The organism is Martinezella sp. CNPSo 3890, from assembly GCF_057784455.1.
Window position 1 is genome coordinate 14,649 of record NZ_JBXSOR010000010.1, and the last position, 15,669, is coordinate 30,317.

General features: G+C 59.5%; 21 protein-coding genes. 11 read left to right on the plus strand and 10 right to left on the minus strand.

The window, feature by feature from the left end:
* Positions 1-50: 50 nt before the first annotated feature.
* The 3 genes from AC13RC_RS21575 to AC13RC_RS21585 form a co-directional block, all read right to left on the minus strand.
* Positions 51-1,319 (minus strand): ABC transporter substrate-binding protein, encoded by a 1,269-nt coding sequence (locus AC13RC_RS21575; protein WP_488558361.1) that lies wholly within the window; start codon positions 1,317-1,319, stop codon positions 51-53.
* Between the two features lie 236 nt (positions 1,320-1,555).
* Positions 1,556-2,449, minus strand: a complete 894-nt coding sequence (locus AC13RC_RS21580; protein ID WP_285201973.1) for a sugar phosphate isomerase/epimerase family protein — start codon at positions 2,447-2,449, stop codon at positions 1,556-1,558.
* A gap of 4 nt (positions 2,450-2,453) precedes the next feature.
* A complete protein-coding gene (locus AC13RC_RS21585) occupies positions 2,454-3,497 on the minus strand; it encodes a Gfo/Idh/MocA family protein (protein ID WP_488558362.1) in 1,044 nt (347 codons plus the stop codon).
* 135 nt (positions 3,498-3,632) lie between these two features.
* On the opposite strand from AC13RC_RS21585, the gene AC13RC_RS21590 reads away from it, so the two are divergent.
* From AC13RC_RS21590 to AC13RC_RS21600, 3 genes are all read left to right on the plus strand, one after another.
* The gene (locus tag AC13RC_RS21590; protein ID WP_488558363.1) at positions 3,633-4,676 is read left to right on the plus strand and encodes a substrate-binding domain-containing protein; all 1,044 of its coding nucleotides are present in this window, start codon (positions 3,633-3,635) and stop codon (positions 4,674-4,676) included.
* Positions 4,677-4,765: 89 nt separating this feature from the next.
* Complete coding sequence (locus tag AC13RC_RS21595; protein WP_113351721.1) at positions 4,766-5,155, plus strand: group II truncated hemoglobin; 390 nt, start codon at positions 4,766-4,768, stop codon at positions 5,153-5,155.
* 7 nt (positions 5,156-5,162) lie between these two features.
* A complete protein-coding gene (locus AC13RC_RS21600) occupies positions 5,163-5,540 on the plus strand; it encodes a DUF423 domain-containing protein (RefSeq protein WP_113351720.1) in 378 nt (125 codons plus the stop codon).
* Between the two features lie 34 nt (positions 5,541-5,574).
* Here AC13RC_RS21600 and hmuQ read toward each other — a convergent pair whose 3' ends face one another.
* From hmuQ to AC13RC_RS21625, 5 genes are all read right to left on the minus strand, one after another.
* Positions 5,575-5,889 (minus strand): heme-degrading protein HmuQ, encoded by a 315-nt coding sequence (hmuQ, locus tag AC13RC_RS21605; RefSeq protein ID WP_113395443.1) that lies wholly within the window; start codon positions 5,887-5,889, stop codon positions 5,575-5,577.
* An 18-nt stretch (positions 5,890-5,907) separates the two neighbouring features.
* A complete protein-coding gene (locus tag AC13RC_RS21610) occupies positions 5,908-6,186 on the minus strand; it encodes a hypothetical protein (RefSeq protein ID WP_113330216.1) in 279 nt (92 codons plus the stop codon).
* On the minus strand, positions 6,183-6,572 hold the full coding sequence (locus AC13RC_RS21615; protein ID WP_488558364.1) for a DUF2325 domain-containing protein: 390 nt from the start codon (positions 6,570-6,572) through the stop codon (positions 6,183-6,185). The genes AC13RC_RS21610 and AC13RC_RS21615 overlap by 4 nt, the downstream gene beginning before the upstream one ends.
* Before the next feature lie 121 nt (positions 6,573-6,693).
* Positions 6,694-7,890, minus strand: a complete 1,197-nt coding sequence (locus AC13RC_RS21620) for a TonB family protein (protein WP_488558365.1) — start codon at positions 7,888-7,890, stop codon at positions 6,694-6,696.
* 55 nt (positions 7,891-7,945) lie between these two features.
* Positions 7,946-8,401, minus strand: coding sequence for a hypothetical protein (locus tag AC13RC_RS21625; RefSeq protein WP_488558366.1), 456 nt, complete (start codon positions 8,399-8,401; stop codon positions 7,946-7,948).
* A gap of 192 nt (positions 8,402-8,593) precedes the next feature.
* Here AC13RC_RS21625 and hemP point away from each other — a divergent pair, with 192 nt between their 5' ends.
* The 7 genes from hemP (at position 8,594) to AC13RC_RS21660 (ending at position 13,607) form a co-directional block, all read left to right on the plus strand.
* Positions 8,594-8,767: a hemin uptake protein HemP gene (gene hemP / locus AC13RC_RS21630; RefSeq protein WP_047629363.1), complete on the plus strand. Its 174-nt coding sequence runs from the start codon at positions 8,594-8,596 to the stop codon at positions 8,765-8,767.
* Positions 8,768-8,776: 9 nt separating this feature from the next.
* Positions 8,777-9,832 carry a hemin-degrading factor gene (locus AC13RC_RS21635; protein ID WP_488558367.1) on the plus strand — a complete coding sequence of 352 codons (1,056 nt, stop codon included), beginning with the start codon at positions 8,777-8,779 and terminating at the stop codon, positions 9,830-9,832.
* Between the two features lie 8 nt (positions 9,833-9,840).
* Positions 9,841-10,776, plus strand: a complete 936-nt coding sequence (locus tag AC13RC_RS21640; RefSeq protein ID WP_488558368.1) for a heme/hemin ABC transporter substrate-binding protein — start codon at positions 9,841-9,843, stop codon at positions 10,774-10,776.
* A 19-nt stretch (positions 10,777-10,795) separates the two neighbouring features.
* A complete protein-coding gene (locus tag AC13RC_RS21645; protein ID WP_488558465.1) occupies positions 10,796-11,887 on the plus strand; it encodes a FecCD family ABC transporter permease in 1,092 nt (363 codons plus the stop codon).
* A gap of 7 nt (positions 11,888-11,894) precedes the next feature.
* On the plus strand, positions 11,895-12,686 hold the full coding sequence (locus tag AC13RC_RS21650) for a heme ABC transporter ATP-binding protein (RefSeq protein ID WP_488558369.1): 792 nt from the start codon (positions 11,895-11,897) through the stop codon (positions 12,684-12,686).
* Between the two features lie 156 nt (positions 12,687-12,842).
* Entirely contained in the window at positions 12,843-13,193 is a 351-nt protein-coding gene (locus AC13RC_RS21655) for a glycine zipper domain-containing protein (protein WP_113330223.1), read from the plus strand.
* A 9-nt stretch (positions 13,194-13,202) separates the two neighbouring features.
* A complete protein-coding gene (locus AC13RC_RS21660; RefSeq protein ID WP_113330224.1) occupies positions 13,203-13,607 on the plus strand; it encodes a hypothetical protein in 405 nt (134 codons plus the stop codon).
* A gap of 145 nt (positions 13,608-13,752) precedes the next feature.
* On the opposite strand, the gene AC13RC_RS21665 is transcribed toward AC13RC_RS21660, so the two are convergent.
* Together AC13RC_RS21665 and AC13RC_RS21670 are read right to left on the minus strand one after the other, a co-directional pair.
* Complete coding sequence (locus AC13RC_RS21665) at positions 13,753-14,304, minus strand: RNA polymerase sigma factor (RefSeq protein ID WP_004107036.1); 552 nt, start codon at positions 14,302-14,304, stop codon at positions 13,753-13,755.
* 11 nt (positions 14,305-14,315) lie between these two features.
* Positions 14,316-14,522, minus strand: a complete 207-nt coding sequence (locus tag AC13RC_RS21670; RefSeq protein ID WP_113395451.1) for a NepR family anti-sigma factor — start codon at positions 14,520-14,522, stop codon at positions 14,316-14,318.
* 261 nt (positions 14,523-14,783) lie between these two features.
* Between AC13RC_RS21670 and AC13RC_RS21675 the strand changes: the two genes are divergently transcribed.
* Complete coding sequence (locus AC13RC_RS21675) at positions 14,784-15,578, plus strand: response regulator (protein WP_069611680.1); 795 nt, start codon at positions 14,784-14,786, stop codon at positions 15,576-15,578.
* The last annotated feature ends 91 nt before the right edge of the window (positions 15,579-15,669 follow it).

Here is a 15,669-nt window from a genome sequence, read left to right on the forward strand (position 1 = left end):
GGCAAGGCGGCAGGAAAGCCGTCTTGCCGTTGTGATTGTCGCCGATGGTGTTACTGCGCTGCCTGCACGTCGTCATAGGCCTTCTTCAGGCGCGCCACGAACTGATCAGGCGTGGTCGAACCGTTGACCAGACCGGTCGTAGCCTGGATGAGCAGTTCGTAATAGCCGGGCACCGGCCAGTCCGGGTAGAAGCCAAGACCGCCCTTGCTGGAGATCTGGTTGAAGAGCTCGACATTGCGCTTGCCGACCTCATCGGTAACCGAGGCCGGATCGGCGGCAATGGCAACGCCACCGAGATTGGCCTGCATGTTCTGGTTTTCCTTGCTCAGGACCAGATCGATGAACTCGTAGGAAAGATCCTTGTTCTTGGCGCTCTTCGGCACCATGAACAGGTTACCAGTCGAACCCACGCTGTACTTCGGAGTCGGGAAGATGAACTGGCTCCACTTGAAGGTCTTGATCGAGCTCGCGAAATTGCCGTTGTTCCAGGTGCCGCTGACAAACATCGGAGCTGTGCCGGACGAGAAGAGATTGTCGGCGCCGCCGGTACCCTTGAGGCCGGTCGAATCCTTCGAAATGTAACCCTTGCTCACCCAGTCGGCGATCTTCTGAGCAGCAAACAGGAAGGGTTTGGTATCGAGCGGTGCCTTGAGCCCCTGATAGTTCTTGACCCAGGTGTCGTCAGCCTGCGTCAGAGCAAGCGTATAGACGAGATGCTGTGCGTTGGAATCCACTGTACCATAGGCAAGCGGCGTAATGCCCTTCTTCTTGAAAGTGTCCAGCGCAGCTTCGAACTCGTCCAGCGTGGTCGGCACTTTCACGCCGTTGGCCTGGAACAGGTCGATATTGTAGAAAACCGAAACGAATTCGCCATAGACGGGGATGCCGATAATCGGACCGGAACCGTAGATGCCGTTGCCGTCGTATTTGCTGAGCTGGCTATTGGTTTCATTGAGGATCTTGTCCCAGCCGCGCGATTTGAATTGATCGTCGAGCGGCGTCAGCAGCCCCTGTGAGGCAACGAGACCTGCGGTGGCATTACCCTTGTTGTATTCAAGCACATCCGGCGCCTGATCCGAATTGAGGATGAGGCTGCCAGCCTTCTGCAATTGCTCGAATGTCTTCTGTTCGAAATTGATCGTGACGTCGGGATGCTTGGCTTTCAGCTCTTCGAGCGCCTTGGTCCATGCCTTGGCCTGCGAAGTATCCGGCAGTTCGAACCACCAGACGTTAAATGTCTTGCTCTGGGCTTGCGCTACACCGGCAGCCAACAGAAGCGACATGCCGGCTGTGATCGCCAGCTTCGAAAAAATATTCATATATTCTCCTCCACCATGCGAACCGTGACGGTATCTGTCCGATGACATGGCCCGCGCTGCCATCGGCGTTTTCCTCTTATCTGCACCAAGCGCCCGCCTGTCACATGGGACAAGGAGCGGACGCTCGGCAGTTCCTCCGTTTGGGTACCCGTCCTGCCCGAAACATCAGACGCTCCGGGCACTTCATTAACGCACAACTCGCCTCCTAAATCGATGCAGATTCGCAAATGCGCGCTTTACTCGACGAAATCACCACCCCGGCTTCTCTTGAGATAGTTCAGGCCGTGAACCTGGCCAGTCATTTCGAGCGCATCGCGATAAACCGGGTCATGCCAGCCCTCGATATCGATGGAGCCGGACCAGCCGGCCAAGCGAAGCTCGGAAATAATGTCGGTCCAGTTGCTGTCACCAAAGCCCGGCGTGCGCATGAAGACGAACTTCTCCTTGCCGAAGATGCCGTGTTCCTTGATGACATCCCAACGGATCGTCGCGTCCTTGCCATGGACGTGGAAAATCTTTTTCGCCCATTTGCGGATCTGCGGCAGCGGCTCGATCAGATAGACCATCTGATGGCAAGGCTCCCATTCCAGGCCGAGATTGTCGTCCGGAGTCTCGTTGAACATCAGTTCCCAAGCATCCGGATTATGCGCGATGTTCCAATCGCCGGTCGCCCAGTTGCCGTCCATGGCGCAGTTTTCGAAGGCAATCTTGATGCCCTTGTCGGCGGCACGCTTGGCAAGCTCGCTCCAGATCTGCTTATAGCGCGGCAGGCTGTCGGTGAGCGGCTGATTGCGAATACGGCCGGTGAAGCCGGCAACGCAGGTCGCGCCAAAATGATGGGCATTGTCGATGCAATCCTTCCAGCCCTGGAGAGTCTGCAGGTCCATCTCGCGTTCTTCGAGCGGATTGCCGAACATGCCGAGAGTCGAGATCGTGATGTCGCGGTCGCCGATGGCCTCGCGGCAACGCTTGCCGAGTTCCGCAAGGTTCTGGCCGTTAGTCGTCTGCCAGAAGAAGGGCTCGAAACTCTCGAAGCCGAGATCGGCGATCTTGGCGATATTCTGGGCGGCATCCTCGTTCGTCGCCCTGATCATCGTGCCGATGCGGATGGCCTTTGCCGGATTTGTCATGATGTCATTGTCCTTGTGCTGAAATGTCGACGCGGCGGCCAGTCTTGGCGCTCTCGATCGCGCCTAAGACCATGGCGAGGCTGCGAATGTTGTCAGAGCTCGCCGTTTCCGGCGGCTTGCCCGTTTTGATCGCTTCGATGAAGGAGGCGATAACGCTGGCATGGCCATGCGTCTCCTCCTCATGCTTCGGGCCGGGAACCTCGATCGGCGTGAAGCCGTGCAACAGACCCGGCTCGTTGCCGGCGACAGCGGCCTCGAAATTCTCTTCGCCGTCCCAGGTCAGCATGCCCTTGCTGCCGGTGAGCCGCCATTGGCTCTCCCAGCTCGTACGCCGGCCCTCGGCGCACCAGGAACCGCGATAGCTGAAGACGACATCATCGGAAAAATCGAAGAGCGCATGCGCCGAGGCGCCATGTTTGTACCAGGAGCCCACCGGATTCTTTTCGATGCAATAGACTGAGAGTGGCACCTTACCTGAGACGAAGCGGGCGGCATCGAAGGTATGGATCGCCATATCGAGCAGCAGTACGTTGTCCATTTCCTCGCGGAAACCGCCGAAATGCGGACCCAGGAAGAAATCGCAATGAACGCCCGTCAGCGCGCCGATCGCCCCCTCCTCCACAAAGCGTCGCATGCGACGGATGCCGGAGATGAAGCGGCGGTTCTGGATGATGGCATGGACCTTGCCAGCTTTGGCGGCGAGATCGATCAGCGCTGCACCCTCGGCAAGCGACGTCGCCATCGGCTTTTCGCTCAACACATGGCAGCCGGCCTTCAACGCTGTCGAAACCACGCCGAAACGCGCAGCCGGAATAACGATATCAAAGACCAGATCCGCCTTGGTCGCAGCAATGACCTCGGCGAGATCGGAGCCGATGACGGCACCGTCGAGAGAGAATTCTTTCGCAAGGCTTTCGGCGGTTGCCCGATTGAGATCGACCAGACCGACAATCTGAATGGATTCGGCAAGCTCCGGCGTCGAGGTGATAGCCCTGAGCCAGCCCTTGGACATAGCTCCGCACCCGCACAAAATGGCATTAAATTTCACGATGTCCTCCTGCGGGCCGTGCATTACCCCTCATGACACGCGCTCCGTAAACGTTTACGATACTATGCGAAAAGATTTTCCTGTGTCAATAGAGGAGGACTCTGGAAAATGGCGCATGGAGGAAAACTGCGGCCGATGAAGGGAATTCGTCAGCTTGCCGAGCATCTCGATATTTCGATCGGCACAGTATCACGCGCATTGAACGGCAAGCCCGATGTCAACGAGGAAACCCGCAAGCGCGTTCTCGCCGCCGCTGAGCAACTGGGTTATGTCGCCAATCAATCGGGGCGCAGCCTGCGACAGGGCACAACAAATGTCATCGGCCTGATGATCCAGTCCAGCAGGGAAACGGTCGAGAACAGCGACAATTTCTTTCTGACCGTGACGGGCGGGTTGCAGAGCGTCTTCTCGCGACACAATCTCGATTTGATCATGCTCCCCTGCCCGCATGACGAAGACCCTTATGAATATCTGAAGCGCATGGTGGCGCGGCGTATTGCCGATGCGATGATCATTTCGGAGACGCAGCGTGTCGACAAGCGCTTCGACTTGCTCGCCAAGGCAAAGATCCCGTTTGCAGCGCTTGGCCGCAGTCTTTCCGGCGCGCAGCATGCCTGGGCCGACCTCGATTTTGCCGGCGTCGCCAATGCCGCCGTCGACCGGCTGGTGGCGCACGGGCATCGTCGCATCGCTATCAGCGCGCCGGCAAGCGAGATCAATCTTGGCTTCATCTTCGCGGAAGGCTATCGCCGGGCGCTGGAGCGGCACGGCATCGCTTATGACCCTGCGCTGGTCCTTCGCGCCAAATCGAGCGAACAGGGCGGTTACCAGGTTGGCGACGAACTGCTGAAGCTGCAAGACAGGCCGACCGCAGTGATCCTGATCTACGAATTGATGGCGATCGGCCTCTATCGTCGCCTCATGGAAGCCGGCATCGTTCCGGGCCGCGACATTGCCGTCGTCAGCTTCCGCGAGGCGCCCCGCGCCAAATTCCTGCAGCCGGCGCTGACCTGCTTTCGCACCTCGGTGCACGATCTTGGCGTCGAGCTCGCGGAAATCCTGCTTTCCGGCATGCCCGCCTATAGTCAGGAATACCCCGGGAAGGCACGCCAGACGGTGTGGCCGCTCGAACTCATTCCCGGCGAAAGCGACGCGTTCCAGCTGACAACAGTAAAATAACCAGCGCCGAAACGCCGCACCGACCGCTTCCACAGTTGCGGCAGCGTCTCTGAGTTGCCATCTAGGACATCGCAAACAGGGGCCTGGGCTTGAGCGAAGAAACCATCACACTTTACGAAGCGATCGGCGGTGACCGCGCGGTGCGGGCGCTGACGTCACGGTTTTACGAACTGATGGATACACTGCCGGAGGCCGCCAATTGCCGTGCCGTGCATCCGCCGAGCCTCGAAGGCTCGCAAGAGAAATTCTACGAATATCTGACCGGCTATCTCGGCGGGCCGCAGCTCTATATCGAGAAGCGCGGGCATCCTCGCCTGCGCAGCCGGCACTTCGTTGCCGCCATCGGCCCGAAAGAGCGCGATGAATGGCTGCTATGCTTCCGCCGCGCCATGGATGAAACCATCAAAAACGAAAAACTGCGGGCGATCATATGGGAGCCCGTCGAGCGTCTAGCCTTCCATATGCAGAACAGGGAATGAGGAAAACATGAGCATCGGCGCCATAATCCGTCCGGCCACCCTGTTTATCGCCGGCATCCTCGGTGGCGGCGGCGTGGCGCTGGCCGCAGCAGCGACTCATGGCGGCGACACGCATTTCCTCGGCGCGGCCTCCACCATGAGCCTTGCCCACGCCCCTGCCCTCCTGGCGCTTTATGCCGGCTATGACCGTATCCGCACCGCACCGATTGCGGCTGTCCTGCTGGGATTGGGAACCCTGATCTTCGCCGGTGATCTCATCAACAGGCATTTCGGCGGCAGCTCGCTGTTTCCGATGGCCGCTCCGACGGGCGGAATGGGCATGATCGCCGGCTGGGCGGCGATAGCGCTCGGCGCTTTCTTCAGAACCGGTGCGACCAAGGCCTGAAAGAAGCTATTTTACCGAGGTAGGTGACGCTGTCTCAAATCCCCGGAACGACAGCGAAGCCTTCGAATTGCGGCGGCCCCCAATAGAGGCGCTTGTTATCGGCCGCATTGCGATGCGCCATCCGAAAATGCTCGGATTTCGTCCAGTTGATGAAAGCTTCTTCGCTATGCCAGGTCGTGTGCGAGGAAAATAGCGTATAGCCCTCCTCCAAGCTCGATTTCCCGCGCAGGAGACGGAACTCGAGAAAACCAGGCACTTCCGATAGGCGAGAATCGCGGCCTCTCCAGACCTCTTCGAATTCGCCCTCCAAACCGATGACGACCTTGAAGCGGTTCATGGCGATGTACATGGCAACCTCGTTCGACAATCAGACCTTCTTGCGATGGGCAACAGTCTTATCTACGGCAGGCGCAAAGGCAACGACATTTGCGCCATCGCGGCTTGCTTCATGGAGCGGCTGCTCCGGCGCCTCTCCCGGCTGCCGCGTCCTCCAGGCTGGAAATGTCGCGACATTGGCGGCCCGCCGTTGTTCCTCGGCGCGGCGCATCAGCAATTCATAAAGTTCGGGCACCAACCCATCGCCGTTCTGTGCGGCCAGCTTATGGAGGCCGATCAGCATAAACCCGTCAGGGCCGTTATCGATCATCTTGATGCGTCTCGTTCTTTCATGGTCTGCAACGCCCGCTCGAGGCTGGATTTGCTGCCGTTGCGCAAGGGAATGAAGGCCTTGCCAAACTTCTTACAGCCCGTCTTCACCCGCAGGCAGGCATCATGGCTGATGCAATCGATCGGGCAGAACACACAGTCGACCGACGGCAGCACGGTATCGATACGCGAGACCGCCTCGCGCAGGCCGCCATCATGGTGGATCAGTTCGGCACCGAAATTGCTGGCGATCTGGCGAAGATGCGCCACCTGGCAATCACGGCCGCCCACATAGAGGAAGCTGCGCCCATCGAGAGTGGATTTCCCGGAAACCTGCGCCGTTGTCTGCGTCTCACGGCCAGAATCCCTCTTCCCCTTACGCGCCATACATCACCCGTTTGCTGGTTGCTCTTCCACGCTCGATTCCACCAAGCGTGAGGCGACCTTAGTAAACATGAGTTTTGGAGTAAAGTATAAAGTTGAGAATTTTTATCATATTTAAAACCAATCATCGGCGTATCACGAACGGAATGGTAAATGGCATGCTCGAAAGACCTAATTCGCTTGGAATGGGAGAGCATGACCCCACGTGCCGCAGCGCAGCGAGGACTGCCTGATCGATGTCCGGACTACCCGAACTGCTTGAAATTGCAGGAGACAACACGCGACCGGATGCGTCGACCCTAAATCGCATTACCACTGTCGTATTGTTACCTTTGGCAGAAATGCCTCGAACTGCGCGCCTGATGCAGGTCTGTATTTTGCCCGCATAATCAGATCTAGCGGCACTACCCGCACCGGTCCGACGAGCATTTGCCTGTGAATTGGTATCGGCCTGCGCTGCCTCGGTGCCATCGGCGGACCCGCGCTTGGAATCCTGCTCGCTCTCACCGCGAGATCCAGACTTCACCTTCGCGACCTTTGCGACAGGCTTCTTCATTTCCTTCGGCCGCTCAACTGGCTTCGGCTTCTCCAACGGCGTCACAACCTCGGGCGGAGGCTCTGTCGGCTGAGCTTCGGCAATCTGGCTATCAACGGGCTGCACCGGTTCGACGGGCTGGATGACCGTCGTCTCGGCCGGTACCTGCGTCGCCAAAATCTGCGGCTGCTCGGATGCGACTGCCATTGGCTGGGCCTGCTCCACGGGCTCAACGGGCTCGGCTGCTTGCGCCTGTTGCGTTTCCTCTGTCTGCGGCTGGACGACGTCAGGCTGCAGCGGCTGCGTCTGTTCCGGCGCCATTTCAGTCGGCTGCACCATCTGCGGCTGCACGGCCTCCGCAGCCACCTGCTCCGGCTCCGACTGCGGATTTTCCTCGCCCGTAGCCATCTGATCGGCATCGGAATTGCCGATCATGATGACGCTGACGGTATCGCCCGCCTCTTCCTGCGCGTCCTCGGGTGTGGCGACAAAGGTAAACAGCAGCACGACAACGATAACGGCATGAAACAGGCAGGATCCCACGCCGGAGAAGACCAGCGACGTCTTGCGCCCGGCAACTGTTTCTCGCGTCCTCTCAGGCAGCGCGTCGATCGGCAGATGCTCCGCCATCTCAACCGGGGCAGCCTCGCTCGGATGCTCCGGATAGGAACTGATCTGCGTGAAACGGCTGTAATGCGCCACGGCTTCGGCAGCCGGCTGTCGCGGCACGCCCTCGAGGCCCGCCAATTCATGGCCGGGCAGCACGCTCGGATAGTTGTCATTCATGCCGCCATCCGCGCGGCGTGCTATGGAAACTTTCGCCGAGCGCATCGCCATGGCTTCAGCCTTCGAAAGGAACAGATGTCTGCGAGCGCGTGATTAGGGCGGCCTTGCATTCGCCGGCCGCCGGACCATCACAGACCGGCGTGTCATTGATGATGATGCGGGAGACCGTTTCGCACTTGACGCCCGGCATGTCGAATTGCCGCACTCGCTTCTTGCCGAGCGGCAGGTCGCGGAAATCAAGCACGGTAACCCGGTCGACGGCATTTTTGTCGTTGAAGAAAGCGAGCTCGAAGGAGATCTTGTTGATCGGGGTCGCCATGTCGTTTTCGGCAACAAAGGTCATCATGCATCCCTTCTGCGAAGGAGCCAGCGCATTCAACTCGACATTAAGCTTATGAGACGCCGTTGAAGCAGGCGCCGCCGCTGTCGCATCCTGGGCGAAAGCAGGAGCGGAAGATGCCGCGGCGAACACACTCGCAGCAGCGAACGCCAAGATGGTTTTCGTCAGCATCGACATCTCTCCTGAATATGTTTGACGCGTGTTCGCTCGACCAAAGGCCTTAGCGTGTAGCGTCGAAATTTTTAAACTTGACTTTGCCAGTCTCCTATTGCGTCTTTATGAAACCATGAGTATGAGAGTCAAGATAAATTTGGCCGCACGACGGTTCGGCCCCCGATGAATTTTCAGGCAAAACTAAACAGGATGATTGCTGAGAAGACCCCTACGCCGCCGGTGCAGTGCACGGCCGCACCGCAGGTAAGAATTGTCGAGAGCACGGATATTTTCCGGGGCCAGACCGAAATCATGATCAAGCACGAGGGCGTCATCTACCGCATGAAGATTACGCGCCAAGGCAAGTTGATACTCAACAAATAGGCATGACAGATGAATAAGACGACTCGCCCGATCCCTGCCGAAATTCGCGCTTTCCGCGCCGAGAACCCGAAGATGCGCGAGCGCGACATCGCTGCCCGCCTCGATATTTCCGAAGCGGCGCTCGTGGCCGCCGAGGTCGGCATTTCGGCCATCCGCATCGATGCCAGCGTCGATCGCTTCCTGGAGCGGATCGCCTCGCTCGGCGAAATCATGGCGCTGTCGCGCAACGAAAGCGCCGTGCACGAGAAGATCGGCGTCTATGAGAACATGAAATTCGGCGCGCAGGCGGCGATCGTGCTTGGCGAGAATATCGACCTGCGCATCTTTCCGAAGCGCTGGGTTCATGGCTTTGCCGTCACCAAGACCGATGGCGATCAGAAGAGGTTCAGCCTGCAGTTCTTCGACAAGGCCGGCGATGCCGTCCACAAGGTGCATCTGCGCCCAGAATCGAATGTCGAGGCCTATCACGCCATGGTCGCCGAGCTGCGCATCGAAGACCAGTCACAGGAATTTATCGAAGACCGTTCCGGCTATGACAATGGCGCAACCGATGGCGACGTCAGCCGCGACGAGCTGCGCGACCATTGGAGCCGCATGACCGATACGCACGAATTCTTCGGCATGCTGAAGAAGCTGAAAATCGGCCGCCAGGATGCGATCCGCACCGTCGGCGACGATTATGCGTGGAAACTGGATGCGGGTGCCGTCGCGGAAATGATGCATGCCTGCGTGCGCGAAGGCCTGCCGATCATGTGCTTCGTCGCCAATGAAGGAACGGTGCAGATCCACTCCGGCCCGATCTACAACGTGCAGACCATGGGTCCCTGGATCAATGTCATGGACCCAACCTTCCATCTGCACCTGCGGCTGGATCACATCGCCGAGGCATGGGTCGTGCGCAAGCCCACCAAGGACGGCCATGTCACCTCGCTCGAAGCCTACAACACCCAAGGCGAGATGATTATCCAGTTCTTCGGCAAGCGGAAAGAAGGCTTCGATGAGCGCCCCGATTGGCGCGCCATCCTGGAGAGCCTGGCGAGATCAGGCAGCAGCGTTGCCGCATGAGGATGGTCATGACGATGTTCAAGAACTTGAAGCGAATCAGGCCGTGGGAAGTCGCTCTGACCGTGATGGTAATGGCCCTACCGCTCGTGCCGGCCAACCCGATCGCGGGCCTTGGCAGTTTCGTGCGCCACGCGCACGCCACCGAAACGGCCAAGACGCCGGATACCTCGCGCCTCGTCTCCATAGGCGGCGATGTGACAGAGATCGTCTATGCGCTCGGCGAGGAAAAGCGGCTCATCGCCCGCGATTCCACCAGCCTTTATCCGAAGGAAGCGACCAAGCTTCCCGATGTCGGCTATATGCGCGCGCTGTCGCCGGAAGGCATTCTGGCCGTCAATCCGACCGCCATCATTGCCGTCGAAGGCTCCGGCCCGCCGGAAGCACTGGCCGTGTTGCGCAATGCCAGCCTGCCCTTCGAGACCGTGCCGCAACACTACGATCGCGACGGCATCCTGAAGAAGATCGAAGTCGTCGGCGCGCTGCTTGGCGTGCCGGACAAGGCCAAGGCCCTGGAAGCCAAGGTCGCCGCCGATCTCGATGCGGCCATCAATGATTCAACCAAGCGCCCGGAGGCCGAGCGCAAGCGCGTCCTTTTCGTGCTCAGCAACCAGAACGGCAAGATCATGGCCTCGGGCACCAATACGGCCGCCGACGGCATCATCAAGCTTACCGGCGCAACCAACGCGATCAGCGGCTTCTCCGGCTACAAATCGGTGACGGATGAAGCCATCATCGAAGCCAAGCCGGACGTGATCCTGATCATGGATCGCGAGGGGCCGCTGTCGATGTCGAACGAGGACCTCCTGAAGCAGCCGGCCATTTCGCTGACGCCGGCCGCGAGCCACAAGGCGATCGTGCGCATGGACGGCCTGCATCTGCTCGGCTTCGGACCACGGACGGCCAGCGCCATTCGCGAGCTGAACGCGGCGATCTACGGAGGCTGACGTGGCATTCAACGATGCCATGGCCGGACTGAAGCAGATGTCGCAAAACCCGGCACGCCGACGCGAGGGAGATCGCAGCACGCTTGCAATCTTCGTTGTCGCCAGCCTCTTGGTGATTTCGGCAGCGGCCTTTCTGTTTTCGATCACGACAGGCGCATCGAATGCTTCGGTCATCGATGTCGTAACGGGTATACTGACCGGCAGCACGGAAAGCACGCTTAGCATCCGCGACCGCATCGTCATTTTCGAGATCCGCCTGCCTCGCGCCGTCCTCGGCTTCCTGATCGGCGGTGGGCTGGCGGTTTCGGGTGCTGTCATGCAGGGCCTTTTCCGCAATCCGCTGGCCGATCCCGGCCTGATCGGCGTATCTGCCGGTTCCAGCCTCGGTGCGGTTGCCATGATCGTCCTCGGCGGCGGCGTGCTTGCCCCGGTTGCGCATATCCTCGGCGTCTTCGCTCTTCCCATCGCCGCCTTCATCAGCGGTCTGGCAACGACGATATTGCTTTATAAAGTCGCAACCCGGTACGGGCAGACCTCCATCGCGACCATGCTGCTGGCCGGCATCGCGCTCGGTTCGCTGGCGCTGGCGGCAACGGGAATCCTCATCTACATGGCCGACGACCGGCAGTTGCGCGACCTGACCTTCTGGAGCATGGGATCGGTGGCGGGCTCGACCTGGAGCAAGGTCGCAGGTGCCGGCCCGATCATCGTCCTTTCGCTTCTGCCCCTTCCCTTCATGGCGCGCGGGCTGAATGCGCTGACGCTCGGCGAGGCGGCCGCTTTCCACATGGGGATATCGGTGCAGCGGCTGAAGAGTATCGCCATCGTCAGCGTCGCTGCGGCGGTCGGCGCCTCCGTCGCTGTCAGTGGCGGCATCGGCTTTGTCGGCATCGTCGTCCCGCATATCCTGCGCATCGTCATCGGCCCCGACCATCGTTTCCTGCTGCCGGCTTCGGCACTGCTGGGCGGCTCGTTGCTGGTCGCTGCCGATGTGGTCGCCCGCACCATCGTTTCTCCGGCCGAGCTGCCGATCGGCATTCTGACAGCTGGCGTTGGCGGTCCCTTCTTCCTGTGGATGCTGCTCAGGCAGCGCTCGCGTCTCAACCTGTGAGTTCGCGATGATCGATGTCTCCAATTTGAGCATCCGGCTTGCCGGCAAACCGGTCGTGCAGGATATATCCTTCACGGCCGAGGCCGGCACGCTGACCGCCATTTGCGGGCCGAACGGCTCCGGCAAAACCACGACGATGAAAGCCATCTCCGGCGAGCTCGCCTATAGCGGCGGCATCCATATGAACGGTGTTGAAATCAAGACCCTGGAGCCATGGCAGCTTGCTGAAATGCGCGGCGTCCTGCCCCAAGCAAGCTCGATATCCTTCCCCTTCACCATCCGCGAGATCGTGCGCATGGGCCTGACCAGCGGCCGCAATAGCCATCCGGAGCAAGCCGATCGTATCGCGACGGAGGCGCTTGCCGCCGTCGATCTCGGCGGCTTCGAAGGCCGCTTCTATCAGGAGCTTTCCGGCGGCGAACAGCAGCGTGTCCAGCTCGCGCGCGTGCTCTGCCAGATTTCCGAGCCCATCGTTGACGGCAAGCCTTGCTGGCTGCTGCTCGACGAACCTGTTTCCAGCCTCGACATCAGCCATCAGCTCACCATCATGACGCTTGCACGGCAATTCTGCCGGCGTGGCGGCGGCGTCATCGCCGTCATGCACGATCTCAACCTGACCGCGCTTTTTGCCGACCGGATGGTCCTGCTCAAGAACGGTCGGCTGCAGGCCACGGGATCGATCAAGGACGTGTTGACGGACCAGCACCTGCAGCATGTCTTCGGTTGCAACCTGCGCGTCAACCGCGTTCCCTCCGACGGTGCTCCCTTCGTTCTCGCCCACAGCGCACTGGTCGACTGACGCCCGCACATCCGGAACTTTTTGTTGCATCCGCGCGTTGAGATGACGCGGTCGGAATCGATGTTCCGAGCGTGGAATGTTCTGGTGTGTCGGAAAATTCCGATCATCACGAAAACAGGTGCCCCAAGGGGCGCCCAAAGCGAAAGGGAGCTGAACATGGCCACATCCTTCCTCCATTCGACGCGCGGCAAGCGCAATGGCAGCAGCCTGCATGATGTCGAAGCAACCATCGAAGAACAGATCGACTCGCTCCGCGAAGAAGTTGCGGCCTTTGCTAAGCTGATCGGCGAGAATGGCGCAAAGCAAAGCAAGAAATGGCGCGCAAATGCCGAGTCGGGACTTGATGATCTCGCGGTCCGCGGTGAAGAATTGCTGCACGATTTGCAGCGCGGCTATGCAAGGGGCTCGCGTGAAGTGCGCAGAACTGTACGCCAGCATCCCGTCGCCACCATCGGTGCGGCTGCCGCCTTCGGCCTTGCCGTCGCCCTGCTTTTGTCTCGCCGCTAGGGTGGCGGGATGATCGCTCCGATCCTCGGCCTACTTCTGTCGGGCACGTTCAACCGTACCGTTGCGCGGACCAAGCGCAACGGTATTTTCATTGCCATTGCCGTCCTCCTGCTGCTGACGGCCTATGCCTTCGCCCTGATCGCGGCTGCCATCTGGCTTGCGACGATCTACGGTGCTGCGGTTTCGGCGCTGCTGATAGCGGCAGGCGCGCTCTTGCTTGGCCTGATCGTGCTCGTCATCATGGCAATCATCGACAAGCAGGAACAGCGCAGAGTCCGCGAACGCCGACTGGCAATGGAATCGATGGCAGCCGCTGTCGTCGGCCTCGTACGCAAGCAGCCGCTGATGACCGCCGCCGTTGCTGCTGCCCTCCTCCTCGGCAACCTGTTTTCATCGAGCGACGAAGACGATTGAGCCGCTGGGACGTGACGCGCGGAAGTGCCGCGACTGAAAAAAGAGAAGCTGCACGGATTGTTAAATGAAAAGCCCGGTCGGAGTAAACTGACCCCCGAAAGTTGGACGCAACCTTCAGGGGTCAGTTCAGAGGACCGGGCTTTTGTCAGAAGGCGAATGCCTTGGAGGTAAGCGGCGCCGATGTGGCATCCGGGCCGAAATCGGCCTCACCGGAAATATCCAACAATTCCTGCAGCCGCTGGCGCGCGCGGTTGACGCGGCTCTTGATGGTGCCGACTGCGCAGCCGCAAATCTCGGCTGCCTCCTCATAGGAAAATCCGGATGCGCCCACCAGGATGATGGCTTCGCGCTGATCGGGCGGCAGCTGGTCCAATGCCTTGCGGAAATCCTGCAGGTCGACGGCGCCATATTGCGAGGGATGCGTCGCCATCGATTCGGTGAATACGCCGTCGCTGTCCTGCACTTCACGGCCGCTCTTGCGCATCTGGCTGTAGAGCTCGTTGCGCAGGATGGTGAAGAGCCAGGCCTTCATATTGGTGCCCATCTCGAAATGGTCCTGCTTCGCCCAGGCCTTCATGATCGTGTCCTGAACAAGATCGTCGGCTCGATCGTGGCGGCCGGTCAGAGAAATGGCAAAGGCTCGGAGGCTCGGGAGGGCGGCGAGAAGTTCGCGCTTGAAGCTCGTTTGCGTTTCCATGGCGCCACCTCCTATTCGGAGACCTTTGCGGAGGCCAAGCGTTCGGCTTGATCGAGCTTCTCCAAAAGATCCAGGAAGCGATCAGGAATGGCTTCGTCCTGCATGGCGGAATAGAACGAACGGAGCCGGTTGCCGATCTGATTGTTGGGGTCGAGGATATCCATCGCACGCAGGTCCGATGCCTTCTTATCTGCGTCCTCATGATTCTGGATGGTCATTTGGCCTGCTCGCTTCTCAATTGTCTCGCGTTCATGGATAAGGCGCGCCCTTGCCTCCCCGTTTGGGAGAGCGGTTGACCTCATTCAAAACAGTTGCCTAACGAATCGTAAAGGTTGAGGTCGTCCGATTGTAAGCATTGTAATGCGACTGCCTAAAAAAAGTTCCGACAAAGAGGAACTTTTTTACTCAACTGACGTTTGTTAGTCATTGCGGCCTCCGGGCTGTATTTAATTAGAATTTGATAAAGGCGGGAGCCATTGATGACACTTTCCACACGCATTGCGCCGCATCTTCCGTATTTGCGGCGTTATTCACGTGCTTTGACCGGAACACAGACGTCGGGGGACGCCTATGTTGCTGCGGTTTTGGAAGCCATCATCGCCGACATATCCATCTTTCCGGACACCGACAGCGACCGCGTCGCACTCTATAAACTGTTCACGAAGCTGTTCGGTTCCGTGACACTTCAGATTCCTGAACCGGCCTCACCTTTCGCCTGGGAACAGCGCGCATCCGTAAACCTTTCCAAGGTCTCGCCACTTGCGCGTCAGGCTTTCCTGCTCGCATCTGTCGAAAGTTTCCGCCTCGGCGAGATCGCCGATATTCTCGATGTCTCTGAAAGCGATGCCATGCACCTGCTCGATACCGCCTCCCAGGAAATCTCGCGCCAGGTGGCAACGGATATCATGATCATCGAGGATGAGCCGCTGATCGCAATGGACATCGAGCAGATGGTGGAGAGCCTCGGACACCGCGTCACCGGCATTGCCCGCACCCACGCCGAAGCCGTCGCTCTTTATAATGCGACGAAGCCGAGCATGGTGCTTGCCGACATCCAGCTCGCCGACGGCAGTTCGGGCATCGATGCAGTCAACGACATCCTCAAGACCGCCAGCATCCCGGTCATCTTCATCACGGCTTTCCCCGAGCGGCTGCTGACCGGCGAGCGGCCGGAGCCGACCTTCCTCGTGACTAAGCCTTTCAATCCAGACATGGTGAAGGCCCTCATCAGCCAGGCACTCTTCTTTAACGAAACCACAAAGGTGGCCGCCTGATCCAAGTGAAAACCCCATGGCGGAACAAAGACCATAACCGGGCGTTTGGGTTCGAAACGGCCGGTTTACCGACTGTTATCCGGGGCGATTC

Bases quoted from the DNA above. Each gene is read 5' to 3' on its own strand.
- AC13RC_RS21575 (WP_488558361.1), bottom strand. From the start codon at position 1,319: ATGAATATTTTTTCGAAGCTGGCGATCACAGCCGGCATGTCGCTTCTG.
- AC13RC_RS21580 (WP_285201973.1), bottom strand. From the start codon at position 2,449: ATGACAAATCCGGCAAAGGCCATCCGCATCGGCACGATGATCAGGGCG.
- AC13RC_RS21590 (WP_488558363.1), top strand. From the start codon at position 3,633: ATGAAGGGAATTCGTCAGCTTGCCGAGCATCTCGATATTTCGATCGGC.
- AC13RC_RS21600 (WP_113351720.1), top strand. From the start codon at position 5,163: ATGAGCATCGGCGCCATAATCCGTCCGGCCACCCTGTTTATCGCCGGC.
- hmuQ (WP_113395443.1), bottom strand. From the start codon at position 5,889: ATGTACATCGCCATGAACCGCTTCAAGGTCGTCATCGGTTTGGAGGGC.
- AC13RC_RS21610 (WP_113330216.1), bottom strand. From the start codon at position 6,186: ATGATCGATAACGGCCCTGACGGGTTTATGCTGATCGGCCTCCATAAG.
- AC13RC_RS21615 (WP_488558364.1), bottom strand. From the start codon at position 6,572: ATGGCGCGTAAGGGGAAGAGGGATTCTGGCCGTGAGACGCAGACAACG.
- AC13RC_RS21620 (WP_488558365.1), bottom strand. From the start codon at position 7,890: ATGAATGACAACTATCCGAGCGTGCTGCCCGGCCATGAATTGGCGGGC.
- AC13RC_RS21625 (WP_488558366.1), bottom strand. From the start codon at position 8,401: ATGCTGACGAAAACCATCTTGGCGTTCGCTGCTGCGAGTGTGTTCGCC.
- hemP (WP_047629363.1), top strand. From the start codon at position 8,594: ATGATTGCTGAGAAGACCCCTACGCCGCCGGTGCAGTGCACGGCCGCA.
- AC13RC_RS21635 (WP_488558367.1), top strand. From the start codon at position 8,777: ATGAATAAGACGACTCGCCCGATCCCTGCCGAAATTCGCGCTTTCCGC.
- AC13RC_RS21640 (WP_488558368.1), top strand. From the start codon at position 9,841: ATGACGATGTTCAAGAACTTGAAGCGAATCAGGCCGTGGGAAGTCGCT.
- AC13RC_RS21645 (WP_488558465.1), top strand. From the start codon at position 10,796: ATGGCCGGACTGAAGCAGATGTCGCAAAACCCGGCACGCCGACGCGAG.
- AC13RC_RS21650 (WP_488558369.1), top strand. From the start codon at position 11,895: ATGATCGATGTCTCCAATTTGAGCATCCGGCTTGCCGGCAAACCGGTC.
- AC13RC_RS21655 (WP_113330223.1), top strand. From the start codon at position 12,843: ATGGCCACATCCTTCCTCCATTCGACGCGCGGCAAGCGCAATGGCAGC.
- AC13RC_RS21660 (WP_113330224.1), top strand. From the start codon at position 13,203: ATGATCGCTCCGATCCTCGGCCTACTTCTGTCGGGCACGTTCAACCGT.
- AC13RC_RS21665 (WP_004107036.1), bottom strand. From the start codon at position 14,304: ATGGAAACGCAAACGAGCTTCAAGCGCGAACTTCTCGCCGCCCTCCCG.
- AC13RC_RS21670 (WP_113395451.1), bottom strand. From the start codon at position 14,522: ATGACCATCCAGAATCATGAGGACGCAGATAAGAAGGCATCGGACCTG.
- AC13RC_RS21675 (WP_069611680.1), top strand. From the start codon at position 14,784: ATGACACTTTCCACACGCATTGCGCCGCATCTTCCGTATTTGCGGCGT.